Origin of the sequence: Streptococcus sp. oral taxon 056 str. F0418 (assembly GCF_000220065.1) — a bacterium.
Lineage (GTDB): Bacteria > Bacillota > Bacilli > Lactobacillales > Streptococcaceae > Streptococcus.
In genome coordinates this window covers 834,404-848,820 of sequence record NZ_AFQU01000001.1, presented here as the reverse complement: position 1 = coordinate 848,820, position 14,417 = coordinate 834,404, and the positions used below count along the sequence as shown (strand labels likewise).

The 14,417-nt window shown below is 41.5% G+C and carries 12 protein-coding genes and 5 pseudogenes; 11 read left to right on the top strand and 6 right to left on the bottom strand.

Going from position 1 to position 14,417, the window contains the following annotated elements; translation table 11 throughout:
* Positions 1 to 16 precede the first annotated feature (16 nt).
* From sufC to HMPREF9182_RS11145, 7 genes and pseudogenes are all read left to right on the top strand, one after another.
* Positions 17 to 787, top strand: coding sequence for a Fe-S cluster assembly ATPase SufC (gene sufC, locus HMPREF9182_RS04245; protein ID WP_009443898.1), 771 nt, complete (start codon positions 17 to 19; stop codon positions 785 to 787).
* Positions 788 to 828: 41 nt separating this feature from the next.
* On the top strand, positions 829 to 2,091 hold the full coding sequence (gene sufD, locus HMPREF9182_RS04240; protein ID WP_009443479.1) for a Fe-S cluster assembly protein SufD: 1,263 nt from the start codon (positions 829 to 831) through the stop codon (positions 2,089 to 2,091).
* A gap of 41 nt (positions 2,092 to 2,132) precedes the next feature.
* Complete coding sequence (locus tag HMPREF9182_RS04235; RefSeq protein ID WP_009444027.1) at positions 2,133 to 3,365, top strand: cysteine desulfurase; 1,233 nt, start codon at positions 2,133 to 2,135, stop codon at positions 3,363 to 3,365.
* Complete coding sequence (sufU, locus tag HMPREF9182_RS04230) at positions 3,352 to 3,789, top strand: Fe-S cluster assembly sulfur transfer protein SufU (RefSeq protein ID WP_009754977.1); 438 nt, start codon at positions 3,352 to 3,354, stop codon at positions 3,787 to 3,789. The genes HMPREF9182_RS04235 and sufU overlap by 14 nt, the downstream gene beginning before the upstream one ends.
* 16 nt (positions 3,790 to 3,805) lie before the next feature.
* Positions 3,806 to 5,218 carry a Fe-S cluster assembly protein SufB gene (gene sufB, locus HMPREF9182_RS04225; protein ID WP_037602996.1) on the top strand — a complete coding sequence of 471 codons (1,413 nt, stop codon included), beginning with the start codon at positions 3,806 to 3,808 and terminating at the stop codon, positions 5,216 to 5,218.
* A 297-nt stretch (positions 5,219 to 5,515) separates the two neighbouring features.
* Positions 5,516 to 6,133 (top strand): annotated as a pseudogene (locus HMPREF9182_RS04220) (transposase); the annotation flags it as partial.
* Between the two features lie 30 nt (positions 6,134 to 6,163).
* Positions 6,164 to 6,285: pseudogene (locus tag HMPREF9182_RS11145) on the top strand (EamA family transporter); the annotation flags it as partial.
* On the opposite strand, the pseudogene HMPREF9182_RS09925 reads toward HMPREF9182_RS11145, so the two are convergent.
* The 6 genes and pseudogenes from HMPREF9182_RS09925 to HMPREF9182_RS04190 form a co-directional block, all read right to left on the bottom strand.
* Positions 6,275 to 7,203, bottom strand: a pseudogene (locus HMPREF9182_RS09925) (transposase); the annotation flags it as partial. The pseudogenes HMPREF9182_RS11145 and HMPREF9182_RS09925 overlap by 11 nt on opposite strands.
* A 62-nt stretch (positions 7,204 to 7,265) precedes the next feature.
* A pseudogene (locus HMPREF9182_RS10915) lies at positions 7,266 to 7,759 on the bottom strand (IS3 family transposase); the annotation flags it as partial.
* Positions 7,760 to 8,036: 277 nt separating this feature from the next.
* Positions 8,037 to 8,354, bottom strand: coding sequence for a DUF960 domain-containing protein (locus HMPREF9182_RS04205; protein ID WP_009754414.1), 318 nt, complete (start codon positions 8,352 to 8,354; stop codon positions 8,037 to 8,039).
* 118 nt (positions 8,355 to 8,472) lie between these two features.
* Entirely contained in the window at positions 8,473 to 9,006 is a 534-nt protein-coding gene (gene ntdP, locus HMPREF9182_RS04200; RefSeq protein ID WP_009443069.1) for a nucleoside tri-diphosphate phosphatase, read from the bottom strand.
* 88 nt (positions 9,007 to 9,094) lie between these two features.
* Positions 9,095 to 9,870: pseudogene (gene recX / locus HMPREF9182_RS04195) on the bottom strand (recombination regulator RecX).
* Between the two features lie 26 nt (positions 9,871 to 9,896).
* Positions 9,897 to 10,673: an aminoglycoside 3'-phosphotransferase gene (locus HMPREF9182_RS04190; RefSeq protein WP_009754352.1), complete on the bottom strand. Its 777-nt coding sequence runs from the start codon at positions 10,671 to 10,673 to the stop codon at positions 9,897 to 9,899.
* Positions 10,674 to 10,728: 55 nt separating this feature from the next.
* On the opposite strand from HMPREF9182_RS04190, the gene rlmD reads away from it, so the two are divergent.
* The 4 genes from rlmD to HMPREF9182_RS04170 all read left to right on the top strand — a co-directional run bounded on the left by rlmD (position 10,729) and on the right by HMPREF9182_RS04170 (position 14,355).
* A complete protein-coding gene (gene rlmD, locus HMPREF9182_RS04185; protein ID WP_009443925.1) occupies positions 10,729 to 12,090 on the top strand; it encodes a 23S rRNA (uracil(1939)-C(5))-methyltransferase RlmD in 1,362 nt (453 codons plus the stop codon).
* Positions 12,091 to 12,479: 389 nt separating this feature from the next.
* On the top strand, positions 12,480 to 12,710 hold the full coding sequence (locus HMPREF9182_RS04180) for a DUF1858 domain-containing protein (protein WP_009754935.1): 231 nt from the start codon (positions 12,480 to 12,482) through the stop codon (positions 12,708 to 12,710).
* Between the two features lie 2 nt (positions 12,711 to 12,712).
* Complete coding sequence (locus HMPREF9182_RS04175; protein ID WP_009754903.1) at positions 12,713 to 14,074, top strand: DUF438 domain-containing protein; 1,362 nt, start codon at positions 12,713 to 12,715, stop codon at positions 14,072 to 14,074.
* A gap of 26 nt (positions 14,075 to 14,100) precedes the next feature.
* Positions 14,101 to 14,355, top strand: coding sequence for a DUF1912 family protein (locus tag HMPREF9182_RS04170; protein ID WP_009443863.1), 255 nt, complete (start codon positions 14,101 to 14,103; stop codon positions 14,353 to 14,355).
* Positions 14,356 to 14,417 lie beyond the last annotated feature (62 nt).

Below are 14,417 nucleotides of genomic sequence, written 5' to 3'. Positions count from 1 at the left end.
AAGAAAGGAAAAAAGCATGTCTGTATTAGAAATCAAAGACCTTCATGTCGCAATTGAAGGAAAAGAAATTCTCAAGGGGGTTAACCTTACCCTAAGAACAGGAGAGGTTGCAGCCATCATGGGACCAAATGGTACTGGTAAATCCACTCTTTCTGCCGCTATCATGGGAAATCCAAATTATGAAGTCACTCAAGGAGAAATCCTCTTTGATGGTGTGAACATTTTAGAATTAGAAGTAGATGAGCGTGCTCGTATGGGACTTTTTCTTGCTATGCAGTATCCTAGTGAAATTCCTGGTATTACAAATGCTGAGTTTTTACGTGCAGCTATGAATGCTGGTAAAGAAGATGAGGAAAAAATCTCCGTCCGTGACTTTATCATGAAGCTAGATGAAAAGATGGAGTTGCTTAACATGAAAGAAGAAATGGCTGAACGCTACCTCAATGAAGGTTTCTCAGGTGGTGAAAAGAAACGCAATGAGATCTTGCAGCTACTTATGCTCGAGCCTACTTTTGCACTTTTAGATGAGATTGACTCTGGTCTTGATATTGACGCCCTCAAGGTTGTGTCTAAAGGTGTTAATGCTATGCGTGGTGAAGGATTTGGCGCTATGATTATTACTCACTACCAACGTCTGCTTAATTACATCACACCAGATAAGGTTCACGTGATGATGGAAGGCAAGGTAGTTCTCTCTGGTGGGCCAGAATTAGCAGTCCGCTTGGAGAAGGAAGGATATGCCAAGTTGGCTGAGGAATTAGGCTTCAACTACACTGAAGAAGTCTAGTCAAGCATTCTTTTGACTTTACTAAAAGATAGGAGAATGATATGACAAAAGAATTAATTCAAGATTTTTCACAATTACACGCAGAACCAGAATGGTTGGCTGATCTTCGTCAAAAGGCTTTTGACAAGATTGATCAGCTAGATTTGCCAGTTATTGAGCGGGTTAAATTTCACCGCTGGAATCTGGGAGACGGACGGATTTCAGAGAGTGATCCACTGACAAGTGTACCAGATTTCACTGCTCTTGGAGATAACATTAAGTTTATCCAAATGGGTACTCAGACAGTTCTAGAGCAGCTTCCAGCTGACCTTGCAGCACAAGGAGTGGTCTTCACAGATTTTCACTCTGCTTTAGAAGAGATCCCAGAGTTGGTGGAGAAGCATTTTATGTCTGCGGTCAAGTATGACGATGACAAATTAGCAGCTTACCACACTGCCTATTTCAACAGCGGTGCGGTTCTTTATGTGCCAGACAATGTTGAAATTGATCAGCCAATTGAAGGAATTTTTTATCAGGATAGTGAAAGCGATGTTCCTTTTAACAAGCATATTTTGATTATCGCAGGCAAGCATTCTAAGGTTAGCTACTTGGAACGCTTGGAAACTTATGGTGAAGGATCCGTTCCTGCAACAGCTAATATCACTGTTGAAGTTATTGCTCAGGCTGGTGCTCAGATTAAGTTTGCAGCTATTGATCGCTTGGGCGAAAACGTCACAGCTTATATCAGCCGTCGCGGTAAGCTGGACAATGATACCATGATTGACTGGGCTATCGGCGTTATGAACGAAGGTAATGTCGTAGCGGACTTTGATAGTGACCTCTATGGCAAGGGTAGCCATGCGGATATGAAGGTGGTGGCTCTCTCAAGCGGTAAGCAAGTTCAGGGGATTGACACCCGAGTGACTAACTATGGCTGCAATTCTATTGGAAATATTCTTCAACACGGGGTTATCCTGGAAAAAGGGACTTTGACCTTCAACGGTATTGGCCATATTATCAAAGGCGCTAAGGGAGCAGATGCCCAGCAGGAAAGCCGGGTTCTCATGCTGTCTGACCAAGCGCGCTCAGATGCAAATCCAATTCTCTTGATTGATGAGAACGATGTGACAGCTGGTCACGCTGCTTCTATCGGCCAGGTGGATCCAGAGGATATGTATTACCTCATGAGCCGAGGTCTTGATAAGGCAACGGCAGAGCGTTTGGTCGTGCGCGGCTTCTTAGGCTCAGTGATTGTAGAAATACCTGTTAAAGAAGTCCGTGATGAAATGATTGAAAACATCGATATTATTCTCGCAAAGAGATAAAAAGCTGGGCCTTGTCCCGTAAAAGTTAGATAGGAGTCTTCATGTCTGGATTTAACGCAGAAGCAATCAAGCAAGATTTTCCCATTTTGGACCAAATTGTCAATGATGAGCCTTTGGTTTATTTGGACAATGCGGCGACAACCCAGAAACCCAAGCAGGTGCTGGCAGCTATCGAAGACTACTATCTTAGAGACAATGCCAACGTCCATCGCGGTGTGCATACTCTAGCCGAGCGGGCAACAGCGGCCTATGAAGCGGCTAGAGAAAGAGTTCGTTCTTTTATCAATGCAGCTTCAAGCAGAGAAGTCCTCTTTACACGAGGAACCACGACGAGTCTTAATTGGGTGGCTCAGTTTGCGGCTGAAAGGCTGCAGGCTGGTGATGAAGTGATGATTTCTATCATGGAGCACCATTCCAATGTCATTCCCTGGCAGGAAGTTTGTAGGAAGACCGGAGCCAAGTTAGTCTATGTCTATCTCAAGGACGGTGCTCTGGATATGGAAGATTTCCGCGCCAAGCTTAACGAACGAACCAAGTTTGTCTCTCTAGCTCATGCTTCTAATGTCCTCGGTATTATCAATCCCATCAAAGAGATTGCCCAGCTAGTTCATCAGCAAGGAGCACTTTTGGTGGTGGATGGGGCTCAATCTATTCCACACATGAAGATTGATGTGCAGGATTTGGATGTGGACTTCTTCGCCTTTTCGGGACACAAAATGGCTGGTCCGACCGGTATCGGAGTTCTCTACGGTAAGGAAGAATTGCTAGAGCAGTTGTCGCCAGTCGAGTTCGGCGGCGAGATGATTGATTTCGTCTATGAGCAGGAGGCGACCTGGAAGGAACTTCCTTGGAAGTTTGAGGCTGGAACGCCAAATATGGCAGGTGCAATCGGTCTTGCGGCAGCCATTGATTATTTAGAAGACTTGGGCATGGATGCCATTGCCCAGCATGAGCAGGATCTGATTGCCTACGTATTTCCTAAGCTACAGGCGGTAGAAGGTTTGACCATTTATGGCTCTCAGGATTTGGCTCAACGCTCAGGAGTGATTGCCTTTAATCTGGCTGGTCTCCATCCGCATGATGTCGCGACGGCTCTGGACTATGAGGGAGTGGCTGTTCGGGCAGGTCACCATTGTGCCCAGCCTTTGCTCACCCATCTACAGGTACCAGCGACTGTGCGGGCTAGCTTTTATATCTACAATACCTATGCGGATTGCGACAAGCTAATAGATGCTTTAGAAAAGACAAAGGAGTTTTTCAATGGCGCTTTCTAAGTTAGACAGTCTTTACAAGGCAGTTGTGACCGACCACTCGGCTCACCCTCATCATCATGGGAAGCTAGAAGATGTCGAGCAAGTGGTTCTCAACAATCCGACCTGTGGTGATGTCATCAGCCTGTCTGTGAAGTTTAATGCTGAAAACCAGATTGAGGATATTGCCTTTGTGAATTCCGGTTGTACTATCTCGACGGCTTCGGCCAGCATGATGACGGATGCAGTGCTGGGAAAAACAAAGGAGCAGGCGCTAGAATTAGCAGAAGTCTTCTCGCAGATGGTTCAAGGCCAGGAAGATAGTCGCCAGAAAGAATTAGGAGATGCAGCATTTTTAGCTGGTGTTGCCAAATTTCCTCAGCGGATAAAGTGCTCGACTTTGGGTTGGAATGCCCTCAAGCGAGCGATTGAAGAAGATGAGAAATAAGAATGAAAGGGAAATGATGTCAGAAGAAAGAGTAGAACCAAAACCGATTGATCTAGGTGAGTATAAGTTTGGTTTTCACGATGATGTGGATCCAATTCTATCGACAGGAAAAGGTTTGAATGAAGCAGTTATTCGTGAGTTGTCTGCTGCTAAAAACGAACCAGAGTGGATGTTGGAGTTTCGTTTGAAATCCTATGAAACATTCAAAAAGATGCCGATGCAGACATGGGGAGCTGACTTGTCTGATATTAATTTTGATGATATTATTTACTATCAAAAACCGTCAGATAAACCGGCTCGTTCATGGGATGATGTTCCTGAAAAAATCAAGGAAACCTTTGAAAAGATTGGGATTCCGGAAGCAGAGCGTGCCTATTTGGCCGGAGCTTCTGCTCAGTATGAGTCAGAAGTAGTCTATCATAATATGAAGGATGAATTCGAAAAGTTAGGAATTATCTTTACGGATACAGACTCAGCCCTTAAAGAATATCCCGAGCTTTTTAAACAATATTTTGCAAAGTTGGTTCCTCCTACGGACAATAAATTAGCTGCACTGAACTCTGCGGTTTGGTCAGGTGGTACATTTATTTATGTACCAAAAGGTGTGAAAGTCGATATTCCTTTGCAGACCTATTTCCGAATTAACAATGAAAATACAGGTCAGTTTGAGCGAACTTTGATTATTGTGGATGAGGGTGCTAGTGTCCATTATGTGGAAGGATGTACAGCTCCGACATACTCTAGCAATAGTCTACATGCTGCGATTGTTGAAATCTTTGCCCTTGATGGTGCTTATATGCGCTATACCACTATTCAAAACTGGTCGGATAATGTCTATAATCTGGTAACCAAGCGTGCTAAGGCGCAAAAAGATGCGACAGTTGAATGGATTGACGGCAATCTTGGTGCCAAAACTACGATGAAATATCCTTCTGTTTACTTAGATGGTGAAGGTGCGCGAGGAACAATGCTGTCTATTGCTTTTGCGAATGCAGGACAACATCAAGATACTGGTGCTAAGATGATTCATAATGCACCTCACACAAGTTCTTCGATTGTTTCCAAATCAATTGCTAAAGGCGGAGGAAAAGTAGACTATCGGGGACAGGTAACTTTTGCTAAAAATTCCAAAAAATCTGTCAGCCATATCGAATGTGATACAATTATCATGGACGATCTTTCTAGCTCTGATACAATCCCATTTAATGAGATTCATAATTCTCAAGTGGCCTTAGAGCATGAAGCAAAGGTTTCTAAAATTTCTGAGGAGCAACTTTACTATCTTATGAGTAGGGGACTGTCAGAGTCTGAAGCGACTGAAATGATTGTTATGGGCTTTGTCGAACCTTTCACAAAAGAGTTGCCTATGGAATACGCAGTCGAACTAAATCGCTTGATCAGCTATGAAATGGAAGGATCAGTTGGCTAATAAGCTTAAGGTTTCTTTTACTAGTAAGACGAGAGTGATAAAAGGAAGAAATATTAAATAGACCTTTCTTTGTTCATTTAATTTTTTTAAAACAAAGAAGACAGTGTGTTCTAACTATTTATCTTAAAGGTTAAATAATTGCTGTTACTAAAAAACAACGCAAATATTTTATTTGCGTTATCAGATTGAAGATAAAGTCCTTAGAAAACAAGATTTTAAGGGCTTTTCTTGATGTAAAATCATATAATAGAGTTAAGAAGAGTTGAGGGTTGTTCCTTAGCCTTTACAAAGAAAAAATTGATTATAAGCGCCACTCGTCGCCAATATGGCTTTTACACGCTAGATAAATTGGTCCCAAAAGATTATGTAGATTCGAAGATTGATTCTGATTTTATCTATGACTTAGTTGAAGAAACTTATAGCCCCGATCAGGGCCGTCCTAGTCTAGATCCGGTCATGTTAGTTAAAATCCCTTTGATTCAATGTTTTTATGGTATTCGCTCTATGCGCCAAACCATTAAAGACATTGAAGTCAATGTAGCCTATCGTTGGTTTCTTGGACTAAGCTTGGATGACAAGGTGCCTCATTTTACCACATATGGAAAGAATTACAGTCGTCGCTTTCAAGATAGAGAACTGATTACTGGGATATTTTCACAAGTACTCCATCAAGCTTTATGTGCTGATTTAATTGATCTTTCAGAACTATTTGTGGATGGTGCCCATAACAAAGTGGTAGCTAATAGCCACAAGTATCGTAAGGAAATCGTTGAGCAACAAGCAAAATTTATGAGTGATCAATTGAAAGTTGAGATTGATTTAGATTAGAGAAAACATGGGAAAAAGTTCTTAAAGCTTGCAAAAGAAATTGAGGATAAGGAAAAGAAAATCTCAACGATAGACGCCAAATGTGGTTGATTCCAAAAGGGGGAGCACAAGAAAGTATTTGCCTATTCTCTTTATATTATTTACCTATTGACTTGATTAAGAAGTGGGGAAGTATGTTGGTTGTTGGGATTGGTATGACAATTTCAAGCGATTTTTTGTTATCTTTTAGTGATCTTTTAAGTCTTTTGGATAAATCAAGAGTTTGTCTAAGATTTCTCTATTGGTCAAGTGTATGCGGAAAGTAGGACGATAAAAGCGTTTATCGCTTAATTTTCGGCTATCCTGTTGAGAGTAGTGCATGGTGGCCCTTTATTCATGAGAATTTCGGTTAAATTGATTTATTATTTGTACCCAAACACAACTCATCGCACGGCTAAGACGTTGGACAATATGAATGTGATCAAGTGCAATTTTTACATTCTGGAAAAGCTGCTTTGCCAAGTCTTAGTAAGGGCTAGATAAGGTCCATTGTAATGACTTTCACCCGACATCTGGCAGAGCTCTCTTATATCGAAGAAAATGATTTCGAATAATCACTTGTCTTCTGCCTTTAAGGATAGTCATGATATTGAGGGCCTTAATAAAACTCATTTTTCCCTTAGTAAAGTCGTACTCTTCCTAAGACATAATCTCAGAAAGACGGAGAAAGTCATGCTTAAAATGAACGCCATTGCGCTTTCGAATGACGATTGAAGTAGAAAACAACAGTTGATGAGCAATATCGGTCATAGAAATTTTTTCAACTAGTTTTTGAATAATCTTTTGGTTGATAATATGAAGGATTTGATAATTTTTATGTACCGGAGAAGTCTCAGTAACTGCCATTTTTGAGTAATGACGGCAGATAGCACTTAAATTAAACGACGCTTTTTAAGGAGAATTCTGGTAGGCATGCTAGATGTTTCAAGGTAAGGAGTTTTAGACGGTTTTTGAAAATCATATCTCTTCATTTGATTTCCGCAAACAGGACCAGATGGAACTGAATAATCCAGTTTAGTGAAGATTTTCTTATGGGGATCCATATTGATGACGTCCATAATCATGATCTTAGAGTCTTTGATGCCTAGCAGTTTTTGGATAAAATATGACCATTCCATGAGTTTCTTTCTAATGATGTGAAAAGGTTTTACTGTACAAAATTTATAAGTTCTATTTTTATTTAAGTAATTCTTCTTCTCGTTATAGATATTTGATACTCGAGCCTGCTATAGATGCAGACGGCATTCTACCAGTGGACATGATCTTTTGGTTTCAAGGCTAATTCTTCCAAAAACTGAGAACTTTCTTGGTGAATGAATTCACTCTTTAGAGCACGATCAGTACTTTCAGCTACGGCATTGTCATATGAACAACCAGGTTAGCTCAGTGAACAAGTGATATTGAAAGCTTGAAGCATCTCGTCAATCAAAGTGTTGTCAAAATTTTCTCCTCTATCAAAATGAAAGAGATGGACCTTAATCAAAGCGTATGGAATGCTTTGGAAGGCTTCTTTGACTAAGTCAGCTGTCTCGTGGTAGCCCTATGATTTCGCGATTATAGAGATTGATAATGAAACAAACATGGGCCCAGCGCTCACCAAACTAGAATGTAAGCTAAATCGGTGACGAGAAGCTTTAAAGACTTGCGGTCATTAAGCTCTCTATTTACATGATTGTTGTGACACTTTGATAATAAATAACCTTAGTTACTAATTATTTTTTGTATTCTAGCATTCAATATAATAAGGATTTACTCTTTAATTCTGAGTTGCTTAGCTATAAAATTTATTTATTTATTTTAAATTGTTTTTTTATGAATGTTTCATTGTTTGTATTATGGCTTTTTCACATTAAAATAGGCTCTATAATTTCTACAGTGACTTTATTCACTATAGATATTATAGAACTCTATGAGAGAACTTATATAATCTTTTTTATCGACGGTAATTTCCTTATATTATTGAATATTCGTCAGCTAACATTATTGTTTCTTTTCCATTATTATCTGTTATATAAATTGTTCTGGGATAGAAAGGGTTGAAGTGATGTGTGAAATCAAAGGAAATTTGTGTCTTGAGTTTCGCTTCGGAAAATCGATAGGTGATTTTTCCATTATTGTTTAGTAGTTCAAACTGAATAAGATTATCTAGTGGAAATGTATCTTTTAGAAAATTATCTATAATATACCAAAAGGTATCAATGATTTCATCAGGTAAGCTGGTTACGATTCCAAAGCTTGCATAACGACCACGAGTATTTGTAAAGGCCATTTTTACTTTCTCCTTTCATTTGCTTGTTTTTTATATGATACTTGAAAAATGACAAGATTGCAAGAAAATGAAATGTTATTTTTGTAAAAGAAAAAGAGCAGGAGCTCTTTTGACAACTTTAGCGATTCTTTAGTTCTAAATAGCGTTTGTACCAAATATTAACATATGCTTGCGAAAATGGTCCTCGTTCTTGATTGATCCAGTCAACAAGGATTTTGACATTTTCTTTAAGAATATAGTCTAAATCATCGGAATAATTCATCTTGCGCTTATGACGCTCGTATTCATCGACATCAAGGAGTCGTTTCTCTCCGTCAGCAAAAACTTTCACATCAAGATCGTAGTCAATGTATTTCAATGCTTCGCTATCTAGGTAGTATGGGCTCGCTAGATTGCAGTAGTATGATGTTCCATTTTCTCGGATCATTGCAATGATGTTAAACCAATATTTTCTGTGAAAATATACGATGGCTGGCTCGCGTGTTACCCAGCGTCTTCCATCACTTTCGGTGACAAGTGTATGGTCATTAACACCAATAATCGCATTCTCTGTTGTTTTTAGTACCATGGTATCGCGCCAAGTACGGTGCAAACTACCATCATGCTTATAACTTTGAATTGTAATAAAGTCGCCTTCTTTTGGAAGTCTCATTTTATACCAACTTTCTACAATTTTTAAAGTTTCTCATCTTCTATTATACCATAATTTTAAAAAAATTCTCAGTTTTCTTTAAATCTTTTTAGAGATATTCTCTCAAGGCGCTGCTAATGTCTGAATAATCAAACCCTTTACGGGCTAAAGCTTGGGTTAATCGTTGCTTTAAGTCATAACCTTCGTACTTTTTTGAATACTTTCGATATTGCTTGTCTATTTCTTTATAGAGTAATTCCTGCTGTATTTCTTCGTCTTCTTCGAACTCTAGATGCTGGAAAGCTATTTTTGATTGGTTATGAGAGAATCCTTTGTTTATAAGAGCTTGGAGTATTTTATCTTGTAACGCCTTTCTAGGCAGTTTTCCCTGGTATTTTTTGAGCAACTTTTCTGCTACTTTATCTGTTAATTCAGTAAAATCAAACTGGCTTAATTCTTCTTCTATAATAGCGCTAGAAATTCCTTTTTGCGTGAGCTTTTGCTTGAGAACAAAAGCGCCTTTGTCACCAGTGAGAAGATTGGATTGGATAAAATAGTTCGTATATTTTCTGTCGTTAATCCAATTATCCTTTTTCAGATTATCCAAGACCTGGCTGATGATTTCTGGTTGGATGTCGTGCTGCGTTAAGTAGTCTTTAACTTCCTTGGCAGTTCTTTGCTTGAAGGAGAGATGATAGAGGGCTAGATTTTTTCCGTAGGAAAATTGTGCGTAGTCTTGAATTTCTGATAGCTCCTGCTCTGTGATTTCCATTCCTTTGGACAGCATGAAGCGGACGATGGTGTCTTCTGTGATATAGAGTTTTTCACTGTCGTCCAGCTCCAAGAGGTAGAGTCTTTTTTCTTTTCGATTTTTGTGATTTTCATAGGTGATTTTGGTAGAATCCTTTCTTTTAGCCAAATACTTCAAAGGCAGCTATCAAGCGCAGTTTGTCTGTATCAACATCTTTCCGGCCATAGTAGTCAAGAAAGAGCTCTGCGTATTGGGGGTCAGATAAATTATAAGTAAGAGACCAGATGGCCCAGTAAAGATCAATGTGGCGATCGCTAAGGCCAGCGAGACCAACATCTATAAAGCAGGAGAAGGTTGAAGCGTCTTTCAGAATGAAATTAGGCAAGCAGGCATCTCCGTGGATCAAGGCGTCCGCCGTCAGTAGCTGTCCCTGCTCTTGGATAAGCTGGTAGGCTTCCTCACGGCTTTGGATATGAAATTGAGGCAGTAAAGCTTTTTGATAAAAACAACCTTTATGGTAATTTTCCTCTGCTAGCTTTTTATAGTGCTGAAGGTGATGCTGGATTGGAAAATGCTGGGGTTGGAGGCTGTGAAGTTTTCTGAGCGCGACAGCCATCGTTTGGCAAAGTTCTTCGGGCTGTTGGAGAAAGGCTAGGGCGTCCTTGCCCTCAGCTTCTTTTGTTAGTAGGTAGTCTTTATCTGCTGTCAGGTAGTGAATGACAGGTACACCGAGTCCTTGCTTTTCAAACCATTTGGCAAGTGTGGCTTCTTGGGCTAACTGGCCTTTTTGATCGATTTTCAAATAATAGCCCGTATCGGCATAGAAAACACTGGCAGCAGAATGTGAGGAGCTGTCGTAAAAATTAGCTCCCTCTAGATATGTTCGTATTTGGTCAGGGAAATGTGCTAGTGGAAGGGATATTTTTTCTGTATTCATACTTTTATTGTAACATATTCTCAACTAATACGAGGCAGCATGGTATAATAGAAGCATGAATGTGAAAGTGAAGCAAAGAATCCCTTTGAAAATTAAGAAAATGGGGATTAATGGTGAAGGGATTGGATTTTATAAGAAAACGCTGGTTTTTGTGCCAGGGGCTTTGAAAGGTGAGGAAGTCTACTGTCAGGTGACTAGAGTTCAGCGTAATTTCATCGAGGCCAAGCTCTTGACCATCAACAAGCGGTCTAAATTTCGGGTGGAAGCGCCTTGTGAGATTTATGATAGCTGCGGGGGCTGTCAAATCATGCACCTCCACTATGACAAGCAGTTGGAGTTTAAGGAAGATTTGCTGCGTCAGGCCTTGAAAAAGTTTGCGCCAGCTGGCTACGAAAACTATGTGATTCGTCCGACCATTGGTATGCAGGAGCCACTCTATTATCGGGCCAAGTTGCAGTTTCAGACTCGGAAGTTCAAGGATGAGGTCAAGGCGGGGCTTTATGCCCAGAATTCTCACTATCTGGTCTCGCTGAAAAACTGTCTGGTTCAGGACAAGGTGACGCAACAGATCATAAATAAGGTGGCTCGACTTTTAGGCAAGTACAGGCTGCCCATCTATGATGAGAGAAAGACTGCTGGAGTACGCACGGTCATGATTCGCAGGGCCAGAAAGACAGGTCAGGTGCAGATGATTTTTGTGACGGGGCGTAAGCTGGACTTTTCTCCAGTCGTTCGAGATCTGGTGGCTGAATTTCCAGAGCTGGAGACAGTGGCAGTCAATTATCATACAAGCAAGTCCAGTGAGGTTTACGGGGATAAGACAGAGATTATCTGGGGCAAGGAGGCTATCCAAGAAGGAGTACTGGACTATGGGTTCTCCCTGTCGCCTCGGGCTTTTTATCAGCTCAACCCTGAGCAGACAGAGGTGCTCTACGGGGAGGCGGTTAAGGCGCTGGATGTAACGGAAGAAGACCATTTGATTGATGCCTATTGCGGAGTGGGGACCATCGGCTTTGCCTTTGCTAGACGGGTCAAGTCTCTGAGGGGTATGGACATCATCCCTGAGGCTATTGAAGACGCTAAGCGCAATGCAAAAAGAATGGGCTTTGACAATACACTCTACGAGGCTGGAACGGCAGAGGAGATTATTCCTCGCTGGTATGCTGATGGCTATCGGGCGAATGCCTTGATTGTCGATCCGCCGCGAACAGGTCTGGATGATAAGCTAGTAGAGACAATTGTCCGCTATGCACCTGAGAAGATGGTCTACGTTTCCTGCAATGTCTCGACTCTGGCTCGGGATTTGGTCAAGCTCTGTCAGGTCTACGATGTCCACTATATCCAGTCGGTTGATATGTTTCCGCATACTGCTCGGACCGAGGCAGTGGTGAAATTGGTTAAGAAAGATAAGTGTTAATATTTTAGGAAAAAAGCTTGAAGGAATCAAAGAAACAGTCATATGTATATGATGTCAGAATGTAGACAAACCCTACCAGCAATAGAAATATTGCCATTTTGTAGGTCGGATACCATATAGTGAAAACTCCTAGCAATGCTGATGTAGCGCTATTCGTAAGAGTTTTTCACTTTCTCTACTTTTAAAAAAAGACTGAAGAAAATCGTCCAAAATGGACTTTTTCTTCAGTCTGACAGTCATATGTATATGATGTGCCTTTTATCTACAAGAAAATAAAATGAGATGAGTAGTAAAGCAGGAGTGATAAAATTCTTTCCTGCTTTTTATTTTACCTCGAGTTTGGTATCTTTTTTATGATATAATTGTAAAAAAGATATGAGGTGGTTTATATGGATAACATGATTGATTTGTCTATCCCAGTGGCAGAAGTAATTGAGAAACATCCTGAGGTTTTGGATGTCTTGGTAGAATTAGGCTTTACACCTCTGGCTAATCCAGTCATGCGCAATACAGTCGGACGCGTGGTTTCTATCAAAAAAGGTGCTGGTATGAATGGCATTGAACTTAATAAAATCAAGCAAACTTTGGAATTAAACGGCTATGAAGTGGTGGGGATTTAGAAATGGCTACTGAACGCATTGAGGTCCTCAAGTCTATCTTGCTGGATTTACATAATGGAGCTTCTGCAGAGTCTGTGCAGGACCTTTTCAATGAACACTTTGCTGGTGTGTCCGCTATCGAAATCAGCCTGATGGAGCATGAGCTAATGAACTCAGATACGGGAGTGACCTTCGAAGATGTCATGTCCCTCTGCAATGTCCATGCCAACCTCTTTAAAGGTGCTATTCAGAATGTGGAGGTGGCTGATACCGACCATCCAGGCCATCCGGTACAGGTCTTCAAGCAGGAAAATCTAGCCTTGCGGGCGGCCCTCATGCGGGTTCGCAGACTCCTATCCACCTATGAAAGCACAGAAGATGAGGAGCTTCTTCCTGAAATCTGCAAGGGACTCCAGCGCCAGCTGGGTTTGGTAGGGCAGTTTGATGTCCACTATCAGCGCAAGGAAGAGCTCATGTTTCCTATCATGGAGAGCTATGGTCATGATTCGCCACCCAAGGTCATGTGGGGGGTAGATGACCAGATTCGTGACCTTTTCCAAGAGGCTAAGATTACTGCAGAGCAGCTACCGGATACTTCGATTCAAGAAGTCAAGGACAAGTTTGAGACCTTTGCTGCTGAGTTTGAAGCTATGATTTTCAAGGAAGAGTCTATCCTTCTCATGATTCTCCTCGAGTCCTTTCATCAGGATGATTGGCTCAAGATTGCTGAGGAGAGCGATGCTTATGGCTATGCCATCATCAAGCCAACGGAGAAATGGATTCCTGCGCGACATTCATTCTCGGAGGAGAAAGCTAGGAATGCTGCTAATGAGGGAAGCGAAGCGTCAGCCAGCACAGAGCAGACTAGTGATGGCAGGTTTCAGCAGGTCATTGATACACCAGATGGTCAGGTCACCATTTCCTTTAAGCCTAAGGAAAAGAAGGAGCAAGCCTTTAATCGGGACTCCCAGCAGCCTTTTGGCCATGGCTATCTGTCGGTGGCGGAGGCCAATCTGATTTTGGACCATCTGCCCATGGAGATTACCTTTGTCAATAAGGACGATATTTTCCAGTATTATAATGACAGTGTGCCGGCAGATGAGATGATTTTCAAGCGGACGCCTTCCCAGATAGGACGCAATGTCGAGCTCTGTCACCCGCCCAAGTTTTTGAACAAGGTGCGGCGGATTTTCAAGGCTCTGCGTGAGGGAGAGCGGGACAAGTTTGAGATGTGGTTCAATTCGGAATCGCGGAGCAAGTTTGTCCATGTGACCTATGCAGCGGTGCGGGATGAGGCCGGTGAATTTCAGGGGGTGCTGGAGTATGTGCAGGATATTCAGCCCTTCCGTGATATTGACAGTGATTTTTACCGAGATTTGGACTAGGTATTTGCAGTTAGAAAGTGAGAAAAATGAGCTACGAACAGGAATTTTTACAAGACTTTGAAGCTTGGGTCAAGACCCAGGTCATGATTAACGAGATGGCCCTCAAGGAGAGCCAGGCGGTCTACGAGGCGGACCAGGACGAGCGGGCCAAGGAAGCAGCCATTCGCTATGAAAGCCGTCTCGATGCCTACCAGTTTCTTTTAGGGAAATTCGCCAATTATCAGGAAGGCAAAGGTTTCCACGACCTGCCAGACGGACTTTTGGGAGAGAGAAATTATTAGTGAATCAAAATAAAAGGGGCTTGGTAGAGATATGTATATGGTCCCTTTTAATGATGCCTGAG

Excerpts from the sequence above, each read along its gene's own strand:
- ntdP (WP_009443069.1), bottom strand. The coding sequence starts at position 9,006 with ATGAGACTTCCAAAAGAAGGCGACTTTATTACAATTCAAAGTTATAAG.
- HMPREF9182_RS04170 (WP_009443863.1), top strand. The coding sequence starts at position 14,101 with ATGAGCTACGAACAGGAATTTTTACAAGACTTTGAAGCTTGGGTCAAG.
- HMPREF9182_RS04180 (WP_009754935.1), top strand. The coding sequence starts at position 12,480 with ATGGATAACATGATTGATTTGTCTATCCCAGTGGCAGAAGTAATTGAG.
- HMPREF9182_RS04175 (WP_009754903.1), top strand. The coding sequence starts at position 12,713 with ATGGCTACTGAACGCATTGAGGTCCTCAAGTCTATCTTGCTGGATTTA.
- HMPREF9182_RS04235 (WP_009444027.1), top strand. The coding sequence starts at position 2,133 with ATGTCTGGATTTAACGCAGAAGCAATCAAGCAAGATTTTCCCATTTTG.
- sufU (WP_009754977.1), top strand. The coding sequence starts at position 3,352 with ATGGCGCTTTCTAAGTTAGACAGTCTTTACAAGGCAGTTGTGACCGAC.
- sufB (WP_037602996.1), top strand. The coding sequence starts at position 3,806 with ATGTCAGAAGAAAGAGTAGAACCAAAACCGATTGATCTAGGTGAGTAT.
- sufC (WP_009443898.1), top strand. The coding sequence starts at position 17 with ATGTCTGTATTAGAAATCAAAGACCTTCATGTCGCAATTGAAGGAAAA.
- HMPREF9182_RS04205 (WP_009754414.1), bottom strand. The coding sequence starts at position 8,354 with ATGGCCTTTACAAATACTCGTGGTCGTTATGCAAGCTTTGGAATCGTA.
- rlmD (WP_009443925.1), top strand. The coding sequence starts at position 10,729 with ATGAATGTGAAAGTGAAGCAAAGAATCCCTTTGAAAATTAAGAAAATG.
- HMPREF9182_RS04190 (WP_009754352.1), bottom strand. The coding sequence starts at position 10,673 with ATGAATACAGAAAAAATATCCCTTCCACTAGCACATTTCCCTGACCAA.
- sufD (WP_009443479.1), top strand. The coding sequence starts at position 829 with ATGACAAAAGAATTAATTCAAGATTTTTCACAATTACACGCAGAACCA.